At 34.5% G+C, this 19,896-nt stretch carries 22 protein-coding genes, 1 pseudogene and 1 riboswitch; of the genes and pseudogenes, 2 read left to right on the forward strand and 21 right to left on the reverse strand.

The window, feature by feature from the left end; translation table 11 throughout:
* Nucleotides 1–104: 104 nt before the first annotated feature.
* On the forward strand, nucleotides 105–716 hold the full coding sequence (locus tag IQ283_RS08855; RefSeq protein WP_322098184.1) for an MBL fold metallo-hydrolase: 612 nt from the start codon (nucleotides 105–107) through the stop codon (nucleotides 714–716).
* Between the two features lie 53 nt (nucleotides 717–769).
* Entirely contained in the window at nucleotides 770–1,996 is a 1,227-nt protein-coding gene (locus IQ283_RS08860; protein ID WP_194219822.1) for an MFS transporter, read from the forward strand.
* Nucleotides 1,997–3,052: 1,056 nt separating this feature from the next.
* Here the strand turns inward: IQ283_RS08860 and IQ283_RS08865 are convergent.
* The 21 genes and pseudogenes from IQ283_RS08865 to IQ283_RS08955 all read right to left on the reverse strand — a co-directional run bounded on the left by IQ283_RS08865 (nucleotide 3,053) and on the right by IQ283_RS08955 (nucleotide 19,885).
* On the reverse strand, nucleotides 3,053–4,813 hold the full coding sequence (locus IQ283_RS08865) for an ATP-binding protein (RefSeq protein ID WP_194219823.1): 1,761 nt from the start codon (nucleotides 4,811–4,813) through the stop codon (nucleotides 3,053–3,055).
* Nucleotides 4,806–6,023 carry a hypothetical protein gene (locus tag IQ283_RS08870; protein ID WP_206759450.1) on the reverse strand — a complete coding sequence of 406 codons (1,218 nt, stop codon included), beginning with the start codon at nucleotides 6,021–6,023 and terminating at the stop codon, nucleotides 4,806–4,808. Before IQ283_RS08870 ends, IQ283_RS08865 begins: the two co-directional genes overlap by 8 nt.
* Nucleotides 6,024–6,274: 251 nt before the next feature.
* A pseudogene (gene ltrA, locus IQ283_RS08875) lies at nucleotides 6,275–8,068 on the reverse strand (group II intron reverse transcriptase/maturase).
* A 765-nt stretch (nucleotides 8,069–8,833) separates the two neighbouring features.
* Nucleotides 8,834–9,814: a DNA/RNA non-specific endonuclease gene (locus IQ283_RS08880; RefSeq protein WP_194219825.1), complete on the reverse strand. Its 981-nt coding sequence runs from the start codon at nucleotides 9,812–9,814 to the stop codon at nucleotides 8,834–8,836.
* A complete protein-coding gene (locus tag IQ283_RS08885) occupies nucleotides 9,811–10,224 on the reverse strand; it encodes a hypothetical protein (RefSeq protein ID WP_194219826.1) in 414 nt (137 codons plus the stop codon). Before IQ283_RS08885 ends, IQ283_RS08880 begins: the two co-directional genes overlap by 4 nt.
* 14 nt (nucleotides 10,225–10,238) lie before the next feature.
* Complete coding sequence (locus IQ283_RS08890; RefSeq protein ID WP_194219827.1) at nucleotides 10,239–10,694, reverse strand: DUF5392 family protein; 456 nt, start codon at nucleotides 10,692–10,694, stop codon at nucleotides 10,239–10,241.
* Between the two features lie 68 nt (nucleotides 10,695–10,762).
* The gene (locus IQ283_RS08895; RefSeq protein ID WP_194219828.1) at nucleotides 10,763–11,071 is read right to left on the reverse strand and encodes a hypothetical protein; all 309 of its coding nucleotides are present in this window, start codon (nucleotides 11,069–11,071) and stop codon (nucleotides 10,763–10,765) included.
* A gap of 183 nt (nucleotides 11,072–11,254) precedes the next feature.
* Nucleotides 11,255–13,213, reverse strand: coding sequence for a phosphoadenosine phosphosulfate reductase family protein (locus IQ283_RS08900; protein ID WP_194219829.1), 1,959 nt, complete (start codon nucleotides 13,211–13,213; stop codon nucleotides 11,255–11,257).
* A 92-nt stretch (nucleotides 13,214–13,305) separates the two neighbouring features.
* A complete protein-coding gene (locus tag IQ283_RS08905) occupies nucleotides 13,306–14,238 on the reverse strand; it encodes a hypothetical protein (RefSeq protein ID WP_194219830.1) in 933 nt (310 codons plus the stop codon).
* A gap of 83 nt (nucleotides 14,239–14,321) precedes the next feature.
* Nucleotides 14,322–14,498 carry a hypothetical protein gene (locus IQ283_RS08910; protein WP_194219831.1) on the reverse strand — a complete coding sequence of 59 codons (177 nt, stop codon included), beginning with the start codon at nucleotides 14,496–14,498 and terminating at the stop codon, nucleotides 14,322–14,324.
* Nucleotides 14,495–14,899, reverse strand: coding sequence for a hypothetical protein (locus IQ283_RS08915; RefSeq protein ID WP_206759451.1), 405 nt, complete (start codon nucleotides 14,897–14,899; stop codon nucleotides 14,495–14,497). Before IQ283_RS08915 ends, IQ283_RS08910 begins: the two co-directional genes overlap by 4 nt.
* Nucleotides 14,896–15,429 (reverse strand): hypothetical protein, encoded by a 534-nt coding sequence (locus IQ283_RS08920; protein WP_194219833.1) that lies wholly within the window; start codon nucleotides 15,427–15,429, stop codon nucleotides 14,896–14,898. The genes IQ283_RS08915 and IQ283_RS08920 overlap by 4 nt, the downstream gene beginning before the upstream one ends.
* Nucleotides 15,430–15,810: 381 nt before the next feature.
* Nucleotides 15,811–16,191 carry a hypothetical protein gene (locus IQ283_RS08925; protein WP_194219834.1) on the reverse strand — a complete coding sequence of 127 codons (381 nt, stop codon included), beginning with the start codon at nucleotides 16,189–16,191 and terminating at the stop codon, nucleotides 15,811–15,813.
* Between the two features lie 358 nt (nucleotides 16,192–16,549).
* Nucleotides 16,550–16,633, reverse strand: a riboswitch (cyclic di-GMP riboswitch).
* Nucleotides 16,634–16,638: 5 nt separating this feature from the next.
* Nucleotides 16,639–16,851, reverse strand: a complete 213-nt coding sequence (locus IQ283_RS08930) for a helix-turn-helix domain-containing protein (protein WP_194219835.1) — start codon at nucleotides 16,849–16,851, stop codon at nucleotides 16,639–16,641.
* A 378-nt stretch (nucleotides 16,852–17,229) separates the two neighbouring features.
* Complete coding sequence (locus IQ283_RS08935; RefSeq protein WP_194219836.1) at nucleotides 17,230–17,724, reverse strand: peptidase M23; 495 nt, start codon at nucleotides 17,722–17,724, stop codon at nucleotides 17,230–17,232.
* Between the two features lie 12 nt (nucleotides 17,725–17,736).
* A complete protein-coding gene (locus IQ283_RS08940; RefSeq protein ID WP_194219837.1) occupies nucleotides 17,737–18,114 on the reverse strand; it encodes a hypothetical protein in 378 nt (125 codons plus the stop codon).
* A gap of 107 nt (nucleotides 18,115–18,221) precedes the next feature.
* Nucleotides 18,222–18,392: a hypothetical protein gene (locus IQ283_RS08945; protein ID WP_194219838.1), complete on the reverse strand. Its 171-nt coding sequence runs from the start codon at nucleotides 18,390–18,392 to the stop codon at nucleotides 18,222–18,224.
* Nucleotides 18,393–18,452: 60 nt separating this feature from the next.
* Entirely contained in the window at nucleotides 18,453–18,623 is a 171-nt protein-coding gene (locus IQ283_RS08950; protein ID WP_194219838.1) for a hypothetical protein, read from the reverse strand.
* 22 nt (nucleotides 18,624–18,645) lie between these two features.
* A complete protein-coding gene (locus tag IQ283_RS24040; RefSeq protein ID WP_206759452.1) occupies nucleotides 18,646–18,795 on the reverse strand; it encodes a hypothetical protein in 150 nt (49 codons plus the stop codon).
* A 22-nt stretch (nucleotides 18,796–18,817) separates the two neighbouring features.
* On the reverse strand, nucleotides 18,818–18,952 hold the full coding sequence (locus IQ283_RS24270; RefSeq protein ID WP_276511816.1) for a hypothetical protein: 135 nt from the start codon (nucleotides 18,950–18,952) through the stop codon (nucleotides 18,818–18,820).
* A 27-nt stretch (nucleotides 18,953–18,979) separates the two neighbouring features.
* On the reverse strand, nucleotides 18,980–19,885 hold the full coding sequence (locus IQ283_RS08955) for a hypothetical protein (RefSeq protein WP_194219839.1): 906 nt from the start codon (nucleotides 19,883–19,885) through the stop codon (nucleotides 18,980–18,982).
* Nucleotides 19,886–19,896: the final 11 nt, after the last annotated feature.

Raw genomic sequence — 19,896 nt, forward strand, 5'->3', positions numbered from 1 at the left:
AATATGTGCACACAAATCCTATCGCAGTTTCCTATTTATTTGGATGCGGTAGTAAAGCATCAGGAGTTGTTGTAGACCCGTAGCAAGAAGAAGTTGATTTCTATATGGAAGAAGCTAAACGTTTAGGAATGAATATTGAGTATGTCATTGATACTCACCTTCATGCCGATCACATCTCAGGAGGACGTTCTTTAGCGCAAAAAAGTGGAGCAAAGTATATTCTCCACGGTTCTGCTGATACCGATTATGACTTTACTGCTGTAGAAGATGGTGAAGAACTTATGGCAGGGAACACGAAATTAACTTTCTTACACACACCCGGTCACACACCTGAACATCTATCTACTCTCGTTACAGATACGACGAGAGGTGATGATCCGTGGTTTGTATTAACAGGTCACACATTAATGGTAGGAGATGCTGGGCGTACGGAACTGGCCTCTTCTCTTGAAGAAGGTGCAGCGAATCTTTATGAAAGTCTTGAAAAGATTACGAGTCTAGATGATCATATCGAGCTTTATCCATGCGCGTTTTCAGGTTCCGTATGCGGGCGCAAGTTAAGCGGAAAACCTGCCTCAACCGTTGGGTTTGAAAAACGCTTTAACCACGCTTTACAAATAAAAAACAAAGATGAATTTATCAACCATATGACCAAGGACGTGCCTCCTCAACCAGAAAACTTTAAGGAGACACGTAAAACAAATCAAGGAAAATAACAGACTAAAGAACCTGATGACTCGATCAGGTTCTTTTTAAGGAGGAATATGATTTGGGAAATGTTCAAGTAGGTGTCAGAGAAAACATTACTCAATTTGTTTTATTAGTGGTCATTAACCTATTTGTCGGATCGATGGTCGGTTTAGAGAGAACCATTCTACCGATTATAGGAGAAGAACGGTTCGGATTAGCATCCATGAGTGCAGCACTATCCTTTATTATCAGCTTTGGTTTTTCAAAAGCGATCGTCAATTTCTTCGCAGGTGATCTCGCCGATCGGATAGGAAGAAAACAAGTGCTTCTCTTGGGATGGGGAATCGGTTTATTCGTTCCCATCATGGTTATTTTCGCTCATGCTTGGTGGGTCGTGATTGTCGCAAACATCTTGTTAGGGATTAACCAAGCGCTCACTTGGTCGATGACCGTTAACATGAAAGTCGATCTTGCCAAATCAACCCAGAGAGGTTTAGTTGTTGGTTTTAACGAATTCGCTGGCTATATCGGTGTTGCGATCATGGCAGTTGTATCGGGTTATGTCGCTTCTACTTATTCTTTAAGTCCGGAACCTTTCTATATTGGAATCGCACTCGTCATCGTTGGATTTATTTTATCTCTTATCGTCCAAAATACTGACCAACATGTGAAAACACAGACTAAACAACAGAAGGCAGGTTCAGATCCTGTTTCTACATGGGAAGTTTTCAAACGTACGTCATGGAAAACCCCTAATTTAGCAAGTAATAGCTTCGCTGGACTGACAACAAACTTAAAAGACGGAATGGCCTGGGGACTTTTCCCGATTTTTCTTACTTCCGGCGGGTTAAGTGTCGGACAGATTGGTACAGTGGTCGCGATTTATCCAGCAGCCTGGGGATTGTTTCAGTTATTTACCGGTTTGTGGAGCGATAAAATAGGACGAAAAAAACTAATCGTGCCCGGAATGTTTGTTCAGGCATTATCTTTGTGGTTTATCTTAATCGTAAATACTTATTCTTTATGGATCATTGGTGCAACACTACTAGGAATAGGAACGGCCATGGTTTATCCGACGATTCTCGCCTCCATAAGCGATGTGGCTCATCCAGAATGGCGTGCCACATCCATGGGGGTTTATAGGTTCTGGAGGGACAGTGGATACGCCTTTGGTGCATTAATCGCAGGAATCATTGCAGACATCATTAGTGTCAATTGGGCCATTGCCCTTGTTGCCGTCCTCCCGTTTATTTCCGGAATCATAGCCTGGTCAAAGATGAAAGAAACGCTTCTAGCGAAAAATTAAATATAGTTAAAAGATATAAAAACACGCTCCCCCAAAAAATGGATAGATCGTGTTTCTGTAAATACCCGATTAAATGATAATTATCTCGAGACTGAGTCTTCCACAATGCTGCCCAAAACCTATATAGGACGCTTACTTTTATTAAGCAAACGCTCCGATATAATTGAATAAACAACTTCTATCTATTTTCTAATGGTTTACAAACTTTAGTATAAATTAAATTTTGAATTTGAATATTCTATTTAATCAAGTAAAAAGTCATTTACTTTTTCAACAGTTATCTGTATCTTCTATGTGGGGTATTTTATGAAAATATAAATTCATATTTTATATTTCATAACGAAACTACAGGAGGATACCATTAAATGTCCAATGAATTTAAACACTTTATATTGGCACTTACTTTAACAACTATCGGCATGGTTATTATTTTTAATAGTTTCAATCTAAGTGTATCTACTTACATTTGGTTTTGGAATGAAGCTAGCGACAGTAAAGAATATTATCACCCGTATACTATTGGTTTTATTGTTTACCTTGCATTTGGGATCTTGATTAGCAATACGGGACTGAGGATTTTTGTGAAGTGGCTATTTAATAAATATTAAATAATTTTTACTCGAACAAGAATATATGATAATCAGCCATTCCTCAATTGAGGAATGGCTTTATTTCTATAATACATTATTAAGTTGTGTAGCTTAGTTGGATGCAATTCTAAAAACCTCTATAATGATAACAATGCCTCACCTATAAAGTACTATACAATTCAAACAAGATGATCGGTTTAACCACTTCTGAAATTGTCCTAGAGCTAACATTCAAAATTATATTTTCAGTTTTTTTATCCTCTTTTATATTGAATTCAAGTCTTCAGCAATGCTGCACTAAACCTCCACAGAGCGCTAACTATTTATTAAGCAATTGCTCCGAGTTAAATGAAAACTCAGTTTCAAGATATATTAACAGTTATAATTCATTTGTTTTTTTTATTTTCTCCCTGGATTTAAAAGTTTAACATCCGGTTTTGGAGAGATTTTAATTTCCCACGGTGTATTACTTTCCTGTCCATCTTTCAATTATGTGTTTAAAACCTAAATCACCGACCCAACTTTTTTGCCATTCATTATGAAAGTCTACGCTTTGTGATTTTGGGGCAGGGTTAGGCATTTCTTCTTTCGCAACAGAAGGTATTATTACAGCATCACCTACCATAATAAACTCCCCTGAAGATAAATTTGGAAGTATGTTAGCAACCCCATTAGAAGTGTCCGGCAACAACCTTCTTATATAATTTTGGTCATTATAATTAGTAAGTCTAAGTGCAATGAAATTATTGCATTGTGCAAATATTGTCTCAGAAACTTCTGATGGTCTTTGACTTACTACCATTAGACTTAAACCATATTTTCTTCCTTCTTTAGCGATTCTTTCAATGGATTTTTTCGATGATCTGTACTGAGCACTTGTATTATTGGGCACATAAATATGTGCTTCTTCACAAACTATCATTATTGGAACATCATTTAATAAATGATCACTATGTCTAATTTTAGAATAATGAAAACTAAAATCGAAAACTACCCTAGAGATAAGACTAACTGTAATACTTAGTACTTCGAAGGGGATACCGCTTAAGTCAACAATTGAAATATTAGATTTATCCAAATATCCAATAAATTGTTTTATTATATCCTCAAATTTGTCGTCTTCTTGTTTAGGAGATTGAAATAAGAAGCTTAACCTTTTATCCTCTATTTTATTTTTTAGTCTTAAGATAAATCTATTAAATTCACCGTAGTAAGGACCACCTGAAGCTTTATCAGCTTTTGCAGTTGATTGGGGAACAAACTCGTATAAATCTTCGAAATAACTAACCCGATCTGAAATTAATTCTCCATTAGTCAGTTTGGGCAAATTTTCCCCCTCTAGCTTACTAATCATTTCGTTGTTTAGATTTTCAATATATTTACACACTTCTTCCATACTAAAATATACTGGTGTATCGTATGTTAGATCATTCAAATCCGGGTTGTATTTCTTTTTATTTAATATTACTGCCCTTCTAAATTGTGATACTTGATTATGTGAATTTGATTCATTGCTTTCAATAAACATGTCTTCCAGTTCTTCAGAGTTCATTAGCCAATAAGGTAGTTTAATATTATTTACATCTAAGATATTTAGATTGAATTTTTCTTCCTCTCTCAGAAAAAAAGCTGATGCATATTCAGAATGGATGTCAAAAATAATTATATGGCTGTTTTTTTGATCTTCTTTGTTAGTATTCATGTTATCTTCAATCCCAACGCTCTTTTGGAGTAACTTTGCAACAGTGCTTGACTTACCCGATCCTGTGGATCCAACAACCCCAACATGTTTACTGAAAAATTTATTACCATCTATCATTAAATTGATTTCATTATTTTGTATAAGTTTACCAAACTGAAAGTTATAACTCCCATTGCCATTGAAAATTTTATACATGTCAGATTCGGAAACTATATATGCTGGTTCAGTAGGTACTGGTAATGTCATATTCCCTCTTTTAAAGTTTCCATCATTATTTAACACACCCACAGGTTGAGTATGTATGTTAAATCTGAAATAGGGATTATTATCTTTATCTAGTTGGTGTATCGCCTTTACATTTGAAATAGAACTTATTATATGCTTTGAATTACCATCGAGGATTTTAATATATTGGCCGACCTGTAAAAAGCTTTTATTCTTTTCGAAAGTTCTAACATCCTGAACTTCTATTACTATATCAAGCGGAGAACTGTCAATAACAATACCTAATACTTCATTACTCATAGGTATCCCTCATTCCTAATACAAATTTTATTGCATTAAAATCACGAAGCTCAATTTTTTCATAGTTAACATCATTACTATCAAGCAAATAATCATTATCTGATAGGATAAATAGATCATCAGCTTTATATCTATTCAAAATTTCATGCCGTTTAATATGTAACATTCGTATTTCAAATTCTCTACTAATGATTTGGCTCTTTTTATAGTTAATGATAGGGTCTCCAAAGAAATATGCTTCATCAAAACAATCAGATGCAACCAAGCCATGGTTTGCTTTTACATTTTTCTGACGTAGCCTTACTAAAATTTCATTAAATTTATGTTCTGAACAATCTAGGCAAAATAACGGTGTTCTATCATGTACAATTTTAAAGTGATATTTATCTACATATTCCTTAATGAAAGTTACAATATTTTGATCAAAATCCTCTATGAATTCTTCTTTGATAATAAAGTATCTTAGTCTAGAATTTTGATGCAAATTTACATTAAGTTGTTTTTTTCTAGTTTGTAATATTGATCGGAAATTCCTTAAGGATAGAGTCCATTTTGACAATGCTGTTTTTTTTATTTTTTGTAAATGTTTTAAGAATTCCCCAATGTTTATCGTTCTTTCTTTTTCAGAATGGAGTGTACTAGTTTCTGCAATGAAATTCACCGCATTTGGATATATTAAATTATCGACATACTCTTCTTTAAATCCTAAGTCTATGAAGTTCGTGATAATTTCTTTTTTTATATCGTCCATCGAATAACCAAATTCAAACTTAAAATTCTCTAAGAATTCTTTAATGTTTACTTTTCCTTTTAGGTTTGCTGCTTTAATGGATAATTTCTCATTTTTAGTAGATAATATTTCCTCAATATTTTCTGTTGTTAAGTTTATTTTCTCCTCAACCATTTGAGGAAAATACGCATAAAGTATGTATGTTACGCCATTATCTTTATTTCCAGAATTATACCAGTGTTCCAACATCTGAATAATAGGTTTATATACCTGAGATAGCGTGAACTTATCAATAGATTCATGATACTTGCATTGGATTGCTTCTGTTCTACCAGCAGTGGCTACCTCTACATCTTCAATAATACCTTCTATTGAAACAAACGCCTCAGATGGCTTGCTTTGAATTTCCAATAATGTTTTGTGAAATTGATATAAGAATCCCTGTATTGTGTAATCAGCTGTTCTTGAAATAAAAATCACCCTTCAAACTTACAATTTATATATTATTAATTGTGTCAAATTCTAAATATTTCCACAAGATATTTTTTCAGAAAACAGTCTAAATCTCTTTTATTACACAAAAACCTTATTCAACAATCGTAGCAATAGGTAAGCGTTTGAAGTTATCTCCGGCTTTTCCCCTGCTCCACACGGAACGTGCTAGTTTCCCAGCATTCCGCGCTCCATCTACTGATTTGTACTAGATTATAAGTTCCTCGTTACATTGGCGATTAGGATATTACGATTTTTTCCTGTTCACATACCTTCCGGTATTGATTGATTTTATTTAAAATGGGTCTTGAGATGTTGAGCTTACTAAGGAATGACTCTATCTTCTCCATGTCAGTAAGGTGGATTAATCGGTGTATGTCCTGATGAAGAATTCGCAGGTTATGAAACTTATCGTTTCCTCCTAGTGACTTTGGGAGATAGTGATGACAATGCACTTCAAATGCCTGTAAATCCCAGCCTGTAATTTCACATTTCCCCATTTTCATACTGTATCGGCTTATTCTATTATCCGTGTATTCAACTGACCGATTAGGAAGATAAGAGTTCATCAGTTTACTGATTTCCTTTTGGATATCAGGATGAAGTTTTTTATATAACTTGTTCCGACCTTCCTCCGTATATGGTGTTAGCTTCGGGCTGAAGTTCATCGAGTTGACCGTTTTAACAATTCCCAGTTGGAACAGGTAAACTTCAGCTACTTTAAATGTCTTCATATTTACACTGAAGAACTTTTTAAATAGAGGAGGTGGGTTACTTGGATGTTCGTGCTTCCCAACCGGTTGAAGTCGGTTGTATATGAACGACTTTAAATCGTAGGCAAGACGTGAGAACTCCGGATTCACATGTGTCGCTCGCTTAAAATAATTTTGGGTGCCTAGTACAAAACTGTTAAACCGTAGAACATTTTGGGAAGTTGGTGAAGCTTTAATCCGACGGATGAGCCTTTTAGCTTCTTGTTTGATTTGTTTCTTTTTCTTTTGTATAACACCGGTATGTGCTACTCGTTTCTTCCCTTTTTTGTTCGCTCGTATTGTAAATCCGAGAAATTCAGATTCCCTTTTGCGCAAGTTAAGAATTTTAGATTTCTCTGGCGAGATATCAAGATTGAGCCGTTCCTTTAAATAACGACGAACCGCATAATACCATTTTTGAGCAGTCTTTCCATCACGACAAAGAATTTTGAAATCGTCCGCATAACGGACGAGGTATCCTTCCTTCAGATTAGTCCGTTTCTTTGCGTATCGTTCGCCAACTTTTGATTTGTATGATTTGTGCAGGGGAAAGTACTCCCATTGGTCAGCAATCCATTGATCTAAATCATTTAACACGATATTAGAGAGAAGGGGAGATAAAATTCCACCTTGAGGTGTCCCTTTTTCCGGGATTCCTTCTCCATCAATTTCTGCTTTTATCATTTTAGAAATACAAGCTAATACTTTATTATCCTGTATTCCTAGATTCCAAAGCTGCTTCATTAACCGTGTGTGGTTTACATTATCAAAGAAGCTTTTGATATCAATATCAACGACAAAATGAAGGGAGGCTTGGTTAATTAAAGATTGAATCCTTGCCATTGCATGATGGGCAGACCGTAGAGGTCTAAATCCATAACTGTGCTTATAAAACTGAGCTTCCGCAATGGGTTCGAGAACTTGCTTGAAACTTTGTTGGATAATCCTATCCAAAATACAGGGAATACCTAGCGGTCTTCTTTTTCCATTATCCTTTTCAATCCATTCTCTTCTGACTTTCTTTGGTTGATAGTTTTCCAGTAGTGTACGCACCTTCAAGACGAGTTCATTTTCGGATGATTCCTTGATATCCGATATCGTCCTTCCATCAGTCCCAGGTGTGTTTGAGCCCTTGTTGGACTTGATGGTACGATAAGCAAGTAAGATGTTTTCCCTTGAAATGATGATATTATAAAGGAAGGAAAAATTGTATCCTTCCTTAGCTCACTCATATAGTTCTGTGAATGTCTCCGTCATATTGTAGTAATCCCAATATCGCATTGTTGGCACTGTGGCACCCCTCCTTATAGAAGTGATGTCCCCACATTCTTACCCGACCGGCACCATTCACTTATAGGAAAATAATCGTTTCATTCAGTAGACTTGGGGCTGTTCCTCCACTTTCATTACAAAAGCTTCTTCAATCGTACCCCTACCCTCACAAGGATAAATGCCTTTCGGAAACCTTATAACAAACGTTTTGAGTGACAGCTCTTTTCTCAACGTTCCTTGTTTTCCAAGTACCTTTCAACATAGCTATACATACTAGAAACAGGTGCTTCCTTTAAGCCTGTGAGCATGATACCGCCATTGTCCGGTATAGCGTATTTCAGAGGGCAGAATTTTACTCTACACCACTCACCCCATCGTAAGATGGGACATAAGTTTCCCTATGCTTTAACTATAGACCCTTACATTCAGAAGTTCGTCAGTTCATCCCTCGATGAACAATTCTCACCATATCCAGTTTTTCAGCCGTGCGGCATATCCATTGGCATACCTCATCTAACCATAGATTGGCTTCAGCCTTTGTTCTGCCGGTTCTATCTGGCTTCACACCCTAAAACCTGTCAGTCTTAACGCATGCAGAAGTCTTGACGAGATGGTTTCCAGAAACGTGGTTCTGTCATTCCCACCTTCTGTTGAAAAGTTAAGAATTTATATTGAATTCTCCTGAATTTCGTGCAAATTACACTTATATCAGAACTTGTCGCGCCTGCCCTTTAACGGAATTGAGATATTATCTGCTTCACAATCACAAAATTTTTACTCACCTACAAGTCCATCACCATCTCGATCGTCCATAAATTTATATAGCCAATGATGATTGTCTATGGGCATACTGAAACCTGCTGCTTCTGCTTCTTTAATAGTCACTTGACCATTACCATTTGTGTCAATACTAGAAATATCACCCTCTGTGTCTGAACTAGCTGAATCTTCAGGTTCACTCTCAGTTAAACCGAGTGCCGCATTGACTTCATCAGGGTTCACATTGTCAAATGTATCTTCGATCACATTTCCGTTCAAAGTATAGGTGTACTGATAACTTGAAGGAATCTGCGTTTCCGTATTCGGATAAGTGATGATTGCTTCAAAATTAGTAGCTCCACCTGCACTACGGATCGCCTCTTCTAAATAAGCTTGATCACCATGCCGGTTGAGTGTACTTTCTTGAGGAGTAATATTATAAGCATTCGATACACCGCCGAGAGAATCAGCAATGATGTGTCCTTCGTCTAGGACATCACTTTCGACCCCAGGAACTTTTGCCTCATCAGAGAAATATCTACCTGACGAAAGTACAGGCTCGTTACTGTCATCTTGTAGAACAATACGTTCAGCAATAACTTTCACAAGCTGTCCATATTCGTTAGTAAATGCCCAGTATTCTCTATCTCCAAAACCAATATCAACAACGACATTAGATTCGCGGTATCCGGACAAATCTCCACCGTCCACCTCGATTAATTTGTATCCTGAGAACAGATCATTATTGGATTGGGCTGTTGTTTCCTCTACTGATGAGTCATCAACTGATTCCTTATCAACTGTATCATCAAGAGTTTCTTCTTTTGTACTTTCCTTTGTTTCATCTTTAGAATCTATTTTTCTAATTGTTTCATTTTGTTTTTCAGTTTTTGCTTCTGCATTTCCATTTCCATCTGTAGTAGATACATCTTCTACATTTGTGCAACCAGCCATAAAGGTAATCAATAAAAGTAAGATTAAATAAGTTTTTTTCATTTTATGACTCTCCCATAATATTCAACCGTTTCATCTAATTTTGAAAATGGTTTAGCTAAAGCAGTAAATAAATGATTTGCTAATAACTCGTTTTTTAATTCTACTTTACTATCCTGATCAAATGAAATAAAGTGACTGTCTTCTTTTACTTCAATAGTTTGCTTTACTGGAAAAAATGAAGGTTTCTGTAAGAGGAAATAGGTCTTTTCTCCATGATTGTCAACTTCTATGTAAGGTCCAACAAAAACTTTCACAGGGTTAAGCCCTAAAAACCTTCTGACAGAGCTCCATTTGTAGTGCAGCAGCCATCGTTCTGGTTTATACTTTTTATAAATTTCATTGTTTTCATTAAAAGAAATATTAATCGTAGGTGTACTATTTTGTGTATTTAACTCCCAGTAACTGATCATACTATTCTCTCCCATTAGGTTTCGTCATATAGAGTACTCTGATTACTATTCTCTAATTCTAATAGTTTTTTATGTTCTGCTTGTTCAGCCTCTTCTATAAAAAATTCTACCATTCCTTCCATTCTATTTACATTAGGCACTTTGTTTTCGAGAATATTAATGTATCGTTGCTTCCTGACTGGGTTGAGATATTCCGATTCTATGACTCTTTTCATAAAAAACTGCTCAGATTTGTTATGTAGCTCTTTATCATGCAAGCTTTTTCTCCTCAAACTCCATACGAAAGAGGTAATTAAAATAATGATTAAGATACCAAATAGGATTTGAATACTTGTAGAAGCCGCACTTCTAATTTGATTTATATCCAAAAACAATGTAAACAACATAGATGTTAATATTGAATTGATAATTAAAGATAGAGTATTATACCTCTTCCTCCACTTTAGATGTTCATTTAATTCAGAAATCATAAATTCCTCTCCCTACATATATTCTATTTAGTGATATCGGAAATTGAGTGTAATTGTTTAGGCTATCTTTATTGTACCAATATTCCGCTTTTGTTTATAATTACTACAAATGGCAAAATAAATCCTAAAATAAGAAGAAATATCTTTATTCCTGGTGAGCTTAAAATGCCTAGAACGTAATAAATTGAATCGTTTGATGGATCACTTTCAGCAGAATTAGTAAATGTTAAATTCTTCACATCACTGGGGTCTTCTTGATATACTACTTCCTCTGTTCTCTCTTTTTCATTTGTTTCCTCGCTTTTCTGATTTAAGTCGTCTAGTTCCACTAAAATAAAAAATAAAATTACTGCAATAATTAATAAAAATGTTCTCATGTCTGCTCCCCCTTAGTTTTGTTTAAAATAAAGATATCATTGAATTTATCTCTCTTATACAATTTTAGTTAAAATTTCCCAAAAGATGCTTTTATGTAAATGTAAACTGATTTACTTTACTTATTCAAATAAAAAAACGTTCACTAAAAGTCTTATACTGACTAATAGGAACGTTTTCTTATTCTATATGGCAAGCCCTAATTGTCCATAATCATTCTCGGTGAATGTTGGAAAAGAATATTGAATTTTACTATTCTCTTCTACTTCTTTTAAGCGCAATAATAATAAGTTTACTCTATCTAAATAACTCATTTCCTTCACAAGATTACCAGACTCTAATAGATAATCATCTTCTTTCCAGATTAATTCTATATTTAAGTCATGTTCGATTAATTCTATTAATCGGTTTGCCGATAACGTTTTGGAATATGCAAGTTGGTCTTCTTCTAATTTTGGTACATACATACCTTCTACTTCTGAATCCCACTCTTCAAAGGGAGGATCGTATAAATCTGAATTAAAGTTATCTTTCCAATCTAACCAGGAATACACATAATGTTCGGCTTCTTGTAGAGTATTAGCAAATGGGCTACATACGATAAACGTATATTCATTAAAGGCCATTTGGTGTTCCTGACAGTCCATGGATTTAGAAAAGTAATGAATGGATTTATTTGTCTCCTTAACTTTGTTCTGAACATAAGTGACAAATTCAAAGTCATTGAACTGAGTCTGAACTTGTACATAAAAGAGCGGGAATGATGTAACTGTAGATTCTTTTTCATTCACCGATCCATCAGGTAATAAGATAAGCTTTTCATCATGTTTATATCTGTTTGGAATTACATCTTTGGGATCAATATCATATCCATCTTCTTTCCACGTTTGATATATCGCTTGAAGTTCTTCGTCTTCAATGAGTTCTTCTCCTATCTTGTTTTGCGTCCATAATAGATACTCCAGCATTCTTTTACGAGCTTCAATTGTAAAACCACCAGGTGCATAATTGAATGTTGCCTTATTAAATGTCTCATAACGGTGGAGTCTTCTTTGTTGGGAATCTTCAATACAATCAATCGAGAAAAGTGAAAAATCATCTTTCGATAGCTCGGCCTTCTTTTGATGTTTATTAAATTTTTGACGTTGTGTTGGTAGACGAAAGCGAACATCGTTCCGAATATCTAACATATAGTTTTTCCACTCTTGTAAATAACTATAATTTGTATACCCCTCATCAATCATGGCACTTAGCATTTTGTCATTCTTTCCGGCAAGAGGACATGTGAAACAACCAGTTCTTGATCCAACTTGCCCGCAAGAAGCACCTACTCCACCTTGCGATCCTTCGGTAATCGAACATTCATGACCAGTTTTTCCGTACATCTTCATCATGTCTGATACGTTACCACCATAAGGAAATTCACCGTTTGGTAGAGCAAGCAAGTAACTCCATAGAGCATCCAATTCAATGTTCTTAATAGGGTGCATAACTCGAATACGGTCATCTGTAGCATGTTTCGCATAAAAGTCTTCAACTGAATGTTTTTTCATACTTTCAGCACGCGAAACACTTTCAGAAGTCCGAACTCCCAGGATAGAAGTGATAGCATATGAGTTCTCGCTAAAACAATCCTGCTTTTGAATTGTTTGATTAATTATTTCATTAAGTAGGCGTTGTATTGGTAGGATTTTCATATGAAATGTGCAAGGACGAGTTCTAGAGTTTGGTGTTGCTGGTGGATATCCTCTACCCAAGGTTCGAAAAAAGAACCTTCCTTTAATTGAAGGTTTTACTAAATGAACTTTAAAAATATGGTCTAATTTTTGTTCAACCACTGTAGTTTCTATGATTTTCATAATGCCTCTTTGATACCGACTCATCACCGGAGTCTCAGCCGCAGCATCACTCATAACGACGTGAATTTCTCTTTTTAATAAATCGGTAGGTAATTTCATGATCATTTGCCAAACTAACGTTAGCACTAAAGAACTATCTTTTCCACCAGAATAAGAGATAATAAAGGGTTTTATATTATCCTCTAGGTATTCATTTTTCAAAAACTCTTTAATTTCATCAAACTCTTGAAATACATTAACTTTTGAATATCTTTCTTCCCATTCTTTCAATTTCGCGTTATTCATTTAGCTGTCCAATTCGCATAGAAAAAGAGATAGGGGCGTACGTCCGCTATCTCAATCTCTAGCGAAGGGACTACCCTCCCTTTTTATGTTTTCTACGCTCTCAGACGATTCTGAGCCGCCTGCATTTGTCTTCTCTGGAATGCCTCAATGATTCGTCGTTCTGAATCAAGATCCATCACTACGAATTCAAGAGCAATATCCTTTACTGTTTTAAATTGTTCAATGTCATTTTTAGTCAACATACCTCGTGTCATAAAGTATTGAAGCTGTTCATGATTAGGTTTACCGTATTCAATTAGCAAATCGCTTCCCATTTCGTTATAAATCGAAGCAATATCGTATAACGGTGCGTTATTGACAAGTGAAACTGAACCATATTTATAAGCTAGCTTTTTGTCTGTTTTTAATTTCTCGCACTTTATCATTTCTTCTTTTAACGTTTCGTATTGCTTTTTATAAGAAGAGTACTTTGCATCCATCGTGCTACAGGTGAAAGCAAGCTCTTCAACGCTCCAACCCTCGTTTTTTAATTCAGGAACTTGATTTAAACTCTTTCCCAATTTATTAAAGGAGGGTTTAACATAGTGAGTGGGCTCCAACTGATAGGCTTTTAATTGCTCCAATATCATAGGTTCTTTTTTCACTCGTTTATGATCAATTTCAAGTATATGTGCCAATAATCCAAGATCCTCAAGATAAGTATTCAAACCTACATAATCTATATCGCTTATTTTTTTCGGAACAAATTTAGCAACCAGATTCACTTCATTGAATTCATGCCTTCTTTCTTCTGAAGAAAGCAATTTAGATTTCAATGTGTCTTTAACCTGCTTCAAATGTTTCTCATAAAGTTTTAACGTAGGATAGGTACCTTTCATCATGAAAGATTCCATCAAATCGGCAGCGGTAGGAATTGGTTCAAACAATGCCTTTTCCGTTCTGGAGCAACGCTTGCACCTTTTGAGGTCAAATTCAGGTCTTCCAGATTGAAAAATGCAATTATCACATTTCTTAACTTCTGACATAACGTTCATTCCTCTCAATATGCACTCCCCACCTAGTACCTAGGGAGTAAAATTGAACTCCCTACTAGGAAGGGATATATTGATTACTTGTTAAGTTGTTTATTCATGGTCAATGTCATTAGGACGCGCTTTGCCACATCTGGCTTTAATCGTTCTACAATTGTGAAAATCTCAAATTCTGTTTCAGCTGAAAGAATTTTTCTATAAGCTTTGGAAGATTCTTTATCGATCATCGCTAATGAAGAAGAACGATTACTCATGAGATTTTCTCCTTTCTTCTTTTACGTTCCACACTGACAATTTTTATGTTTTTATTCTTGTATCGTTCAAGTACAAACCTTTTTGCTGAGTTACTGTCTACAGCTTCCATATCGTAGACTATTGGCACTCCATTAAGGGAGTACTTTACTCTATATAAGAACTTCTGAGGCTCCCGCTCACCATCGAAATATTCATGTGAAGGCAAGACGGACAGAATACAATCTGTTTTAATAACAACAGGTGGTACAAAGTCATGCTCATGCACAATGAGATAGGCCGGGAAACCTAAGAGAACTTGAAATAGAAATACTTTACCTTCAGCGATCACTTCACCGTTTTTCAAAACACTATTCTCTGCAATAGTAAACTTAGACACTTTCGTATAGAAATCGAAAGTCATATTGCCACACCTTCTTCCAACATAGACAATAGATCTTGTTCTACCGGTTTTAATTCTTCCTTAATCGATTCAATTTGCTTTAAGCTAGGTAATAGATTCAATTGACTTCCCTTTGAACTTCTCAACTGAAGAACAACTTCATCATTCACGACAACAATACCAATTGGTCCTTTTTTAAAGATCCCCTTAGTATCAACTGTTGAAAATGAAGAGCGGGACATTAGATCTTTAATCCAATCCTGGCTAGTAATATTAGAGTGAGAAAGTGAAAATTCAATACCAGTTATAGCAGGATTGATCCAGCTAAGAGCAAAATCATAAAGAAAAATTGCACCATCAATAGAACCATTAAAATATACTCGGTAACCCTTCATGTTAGTGCGTGATTGATTCTTGAATGGTTCAATGCGAAAAACATGCCCATCAAGATACCATTCAAATCCCTCTTTCTTCTTCGTGAATTGTAATCCTTTTAAACCATCCCATAACTTATCTGGAGTAATAGGAGCAAAACATGTGACTTTAAACATGCAGCTCACCTCGCTTGCAACAATCTTCGTTCTTACTCTTTAATAGAAACATTCTGAACACCCTTTCAATTAAGTTTTTTAAACTCCACCCATTTAATTGACAATCTACTTATCAATGTAATGCTTTTTACATCACCTCCTTAAGAGCACAAAAAAAGCCCCTGAGAGAAGGTTTCAAGCATACAAAAAATGCTTGAAATCCAGCCCCAGAGGCTTCATTATGTTTAGTCGTTTTACCCGCAAATCTCTATAGAGATCGCACAAAAAGGAAAATTAAATCTTAATGGTTAAATTATACCATTGGATAAAAACGACCACAACTTTATTTAGTTTGTATATTAATTTCAAATTAAGAGGAGATAATTTTGAATGATAATTAATTTAGTTGATAGAATCTAATAACTCTTTATTCACATCAAATAAGTTATTTTTATATTTATTAAGAACAATATCTGCCTGATTTTTACTAAGTTTATATTCTTCAATAATGGTATCTTCAACCTTCAAATATTCGATAAATGATTTAGATATGTTAGTAGTAGATACTTCTCTGGAATCTGATTCTACAACTTCTGTTTCTACTTTTGATCTTTTACCAATTTGACGAGTCGATTCCATTACTAACGTCACCATTTCAACATATAAATTTGCATCTAATAAGAAATAGGTTCTTCTGAAGTAATATTGCTGATTCATATTTATATAGAATGTTTTCATTCTAGTTTCGTTACTCATACTGGACATAAAATCCTTTGATAACATAAGAAACACCTCTCTACAGATAGAAGAATCTATCATCATTTTAAATTTAAATTCATCTATAAACTACCTTTATCTTTGATTTATAAATATCATAGTATATAAGCTCTATAAAAATTGTAGAATTCCAAAGTAAAAATTAAATTTTTTTGGTATATTTAGTCGAAAAAAGACATAATTAGATAAAATTCCACCAATATAAGTGTAATATAAATAACGGAATAGTGTTAGTTTAATGTTGGAAATAGGTACTAAATGGCTAGCAAACAAATCCTTTATTTCACTTTACCCTAATAAATAGTAAAAAAAACCATTTAATAATTAAAAAAGCCCTATATATTCAACAGTTATAAATTGTTAAACATACTAAGGCTGGTTGCACTACTTGCTCCTCTATTTCCAAGTGCCCAGATACGGAAATAAAATCATTGCATCCTTTATGTAGAAAACCTACATTTCAAAATCGAAAAGGTCCATTATTCTTATGTTTAAACTTTTTGAAAGTTTATTGATGTTTTCTAAAGTTATATTCCGTTGTCCTCTTTCTAACTCGCTAATATATGTACGATGTAAACCTGATATTAAAGCTAAATCCTCTTGAGAGTACTTTCGAAACAGACGATAGTATCGAACTTTAGAGCCAAATTTTTCTTGTATGCTCATATTACTCTTTATATTACAAATTATACTGACACCTCTTTCTTTTATCCACTGTATAAAGTAGACATTTAAACAAATTTTATGTTTTTATTTGGAATAAAAAAGAAAATATGTAGTAAATTATTATCATCATTAATTAATCTATTAATTTACTTATGTATTTAAACACAAATGTAATTCTTTTAGTCTATTTATTATGAGGTTTTTTACAATAAATTGAAATATAGTGGGTAAAAAGAGGTGTGCGCATTATAAAATGGTTTATTTTTACTATAAACATAATTATTCAAATTTACAATAACCAAATATTAACTATAATGCTTTTTTCTTTCTCTACAATTCTTCCACAAACAAAAAAGCTGCAGTATACCAGTACTAAAATCAATCATAGTACTCATAAACTACAGATTTTCGTATGGTTATTCCTTCTCCTGCAAAGTATCTTGGACTTTTAGTAGATACAACCGCGATGATGCTTGGTCCATTTAGTGTATCTAAGATATCATACTTAGGATTTGAATAAACTTGAGGAAAAGAACCATCATCATCGTCAATAAACTCTAAATGTTCTACATAAAATGGTTCCTGATAATAAGAGCTTTCTTTTGGGAAATATACATATCCAGCACCAGATTCAAGAGCGAGATTCGCTTCTAAGCTCGCTTTAAAGTTTTCTACCGCTTCCCACTGGTCAAATACGACTTTTCCTTGAGAGAGTTGAGAGTTGTCTAATGCTAAAGCCGCATCGTGAACCGCTAGCTCTAGTCCATTCTTCATTTGTCTTGTTGAGGTCCGATCTGAATCTAAATTGTATTGCATTATCATGATTCCAGCAAACAGTAGCATAAGGAACATGACCTTTAATGAATGCGCCATTTACCCTCACTCCTACCCAATGTATTCACTCATGACCTTTGTATTTTTCTTGATTTTATCTGGACCAGAATTAAAAATATTAAAGATGAAAATGATTCCTCGTGGTACCTCAATGCTTGCTTCAATATACTCATTTCGAGTTTTTAAGGTTTGAGTAGCATCTATTATAATTTTATCCTCTTCAAAATTATAATTATCGACTAACTCTTGTTTCATATCGTCAACTAATTCATTTGTAAATCTACCTTCAATCGCTGCTTTTTTAGCACCCTCTTGTAAAACAACTTCTACCGCTTCTCTATGTAAGCTGTCTATATAAGCCAGGATTGGAGCAAACATAATATTGGCCATAATAATTAAGGTCATCCATTTTGCTAATGTTGTAGACAAATTATCCACCTCTTATAAGAAAAATAATAGGAGGGACAAGCCCTCCTTATATTCGTAAAGAATCATAAGCTAACGTTTAGATAAATACCTAGTAAAAAGGTCTATTGTTAAGGTGTAACCGATGATGTAGTTGGAACATCGTTTGTTACTGCATCAATTTGTCCTTCATATTCTCCTGCCTCTTTATCGAGCATTTGGAATCCTACTCCGAATACCAAAATGGAAATGATCAATGCTGTAGCTGCTAGTCCTAGAAATGTGCTTAGTGAGTTTTTCATTTGTTAATTCCCCCGATTAGTGTTTTATTTTTAAATTCTGAGTGACAATAGAAAGTTTAGTTATGGAGTTACCGAAGAAGTTGTTGGAACATCGTTTGTTACTGCATCAATTTGTCCTTCATATTCTCCTGCCTCTTTATCAAGCATTTGGAATCCTACTCCGAATACCAAAATGGAAATGATTAATGCTGTAGCTGCTAGTCCTAGAAATGTGCTTAGTGAGTTTTTCATGTGAATTAAATCCTCCTATTTATTAATTAATTTTTAGATTGTACTCATCTTTAATAATTTCTTGATGTTCATCATTTTTGTTAAATAAGGACGAAGAAACACTGCCAATTAAGACAAACAATATAACTGCTGTAACTGCAATGATCATGAAAGTCGAAAGTGATTTATTCACTTATAACCCCCCTTCGATTAAATTAGTTCTTTTCAATATAAATGCTTATACCATCTGACACATTTCCCATCTTGTCATAAAGTGCACCATACACTAATAGTCCAATGACTAAAGCGGTAGCTGCTAATTTCATAAAGGTCGATAAGGATTTATCCAATACTTTTCCTCCTTTATCTTAATCACCTTAAATAGTACCGGACTTACCCATGATCAAATTAACCATGACTATAATGACCACTAAAAAATTGAGTACTATTAAAAAGTGAGTAATTTTAATTGGCATTGAAGCAAAATCAGTTGTTACTTTCCTTCTACGACGATAATTTTCAATTTGATTTCTGGCAAACATGTTATTCATGCCTCTAAGAGACTGTAATGCTGTTTCACGTTCAACCTCATCCAAGGTTTTTAAGACACTTACTAGGGTTCTAGCTTCTTTAGTACCTAGTTCCTTTGCAAATGTTTCAAGCGCTCTGCTTGGCCCTTCATCAGTACTCCAACCTGTTAGAAGTTTGTTAAAAGGAGTGCTGATCATTTCAAAATACGGTTGTATGTTTCTTAAAATGCTATATGCGTTGATTCTTGAATGTTCCATCATGTCCAATTCGTTTATAAGAAGGTCGTACAGCATAAAAACTTCAGCATTACGCTTAGTTTGCTTGTATTCTGCTAAACGCTTTAGAAGAAATCCTATTAATAAGGGGCGCCAGGGCTGTAGAATGACAAAGATCCCTGTAACCATCAATGCACCAAACAGCTCGTATTTACCATTTAATATAATAGGAACAATGATATAGTTTACAATCAAAAACAAGAGTATTAAACCAAACAAAATATAGTATCTAAATGCATTGAATCCAAGCGGATAATCCGCTATCTTTAAACGTTCCTCCAAGGAAGATTGATTGACCGATTGAATCATTTTTTCGCGATTGGATCTCATAGATTGTTTAATTCTCAATCTGGTTTGAATTCGTTCTGTTTGTGATGACATGCCACTGTAAACCAGTCTTGCAGAAGTGATGGCCAAGATGAATGTAATGCCATAAAGCACGTAAGGAATTAACTTAAAGAGTATCGAAACTGACAAACAACCACCTC

It is taken from the genome of Pseudalkalibacillus hwajinpoensis (assembly GCF_015234585.1).
Taxonomy (GTDB): Bacteria; Bacillota; Bacilli; order Bacillales; family Guptibacillaceae; genus Guptibacillus; species Guptibacillus hwajinpoensis_B.

Coding starts and splice junctions, on each gene's coding strand:
- IQ283_RS08855 (WP_322098184.1), top strand. CDS start 105: ATGGAAGAAGCTAAACGTTTAGGAATGAATATTGAGTATGTCATTGAT.
- IQ283_RS08865 (WP_194219823.1), bottom strand. CDS start 4,813: ATGAGTAATGAAGTATTAGGTATTGTTATTGACAGTTCTCCGCTTGAT.
- IQ283_RS08880 (WP_194219825.1), bottom strand. CDS start 9,814: ATGAAAAAAACTTATTTAATCTTACTTTTATTGATTACCTTTATGGCT.
- IQ283_RS08885 (WP_194219826.1), bottom strand. CDS start 10,224: ATGATCAGTTACTGGGAGTTAAATACACAAAATAGTACACCTACGATT.
- IQ283_RS08890 (WP_194219827.1), bottom strand. CDS start 10,694: ATGATTTCTGAATTAAATGAACATCTAAAGTGGAGGAAGAGGTATAAT.
- IQ283_RS08895 (WP_194219828.1), bottom strand. CDS start 11,071: ATGAGAACATTTTTATTAATTATTGCAGTAATTTTATTTTTTATTTTA.
- IQ283_RS08900 (WP_194219829.1), bottom strand. CDS start 13,213: ATGAATAACGCGAAATTGAAAGAATGGGAAGAAAGATATTCAAAAGTT.
- IQ283_RS08905 (WP_194219830.1), bottom strand. CDS start 14,238: ATGTCAGAAGTTAAGAAATGTGATAATTGCATTTTTCAATCTGGAAGA.
- IQ283_RS08910 (WP_194219831.1), bottom strand. CDS start 14,498: ATGAGTAATCGTTCTTCTTCATTAGCGATGATCGATAAAGAATCTTCC.
- IQ283_RS08915 (WP_206759451.1), bottom strand. CDS start 14,899: ATGACTTTCGATTTCTATACGAAAGTGTCTAAGTTTACTATTGCAGAG.
- IQ283_RS08920 (WP_194219833.1), bottom strand. CDS start 15,429: ATGTTTAAAGTCACATGTTTTGCTCCTATTACTCCAGATAAGTTATGG.
- IQ283_RS08925 (WP_194219834.1), bottom strand. CDS start 16,191: ATGTTATCAAAGGATTTTATGTCCAGTATGAGTAACGAAACTAGAATG.
- IQ283_RS08930 (WP_194219835.1), bottom strand. CDS start 16,851: ATGAGCATACAAGAAAAATTTGGCTCTAAAGTTCGATACTATCGTCTG.
- IQ283_RS08935 (WP_194219836.1), bottom strand. CDS start 17,724: ATGGCGCATTCATTAAAGGTCATGTTCCTTATGCTACTGTTTGCTGGA.
- IQ283_RS08945 (WP_194219838.1), bottom strand. CDS start 18,392: ATGAAAAACTCACTAAGCACATTTCTAGGACTAGCAGCTACAGCATTG.
- IQ283_RS08950 (WP_194219838.1), bottom strand. CDS start 18,623: ATGAAAAACTCACTAAGCACATTTCTAGGACTAGCAGCTACAGCATTA.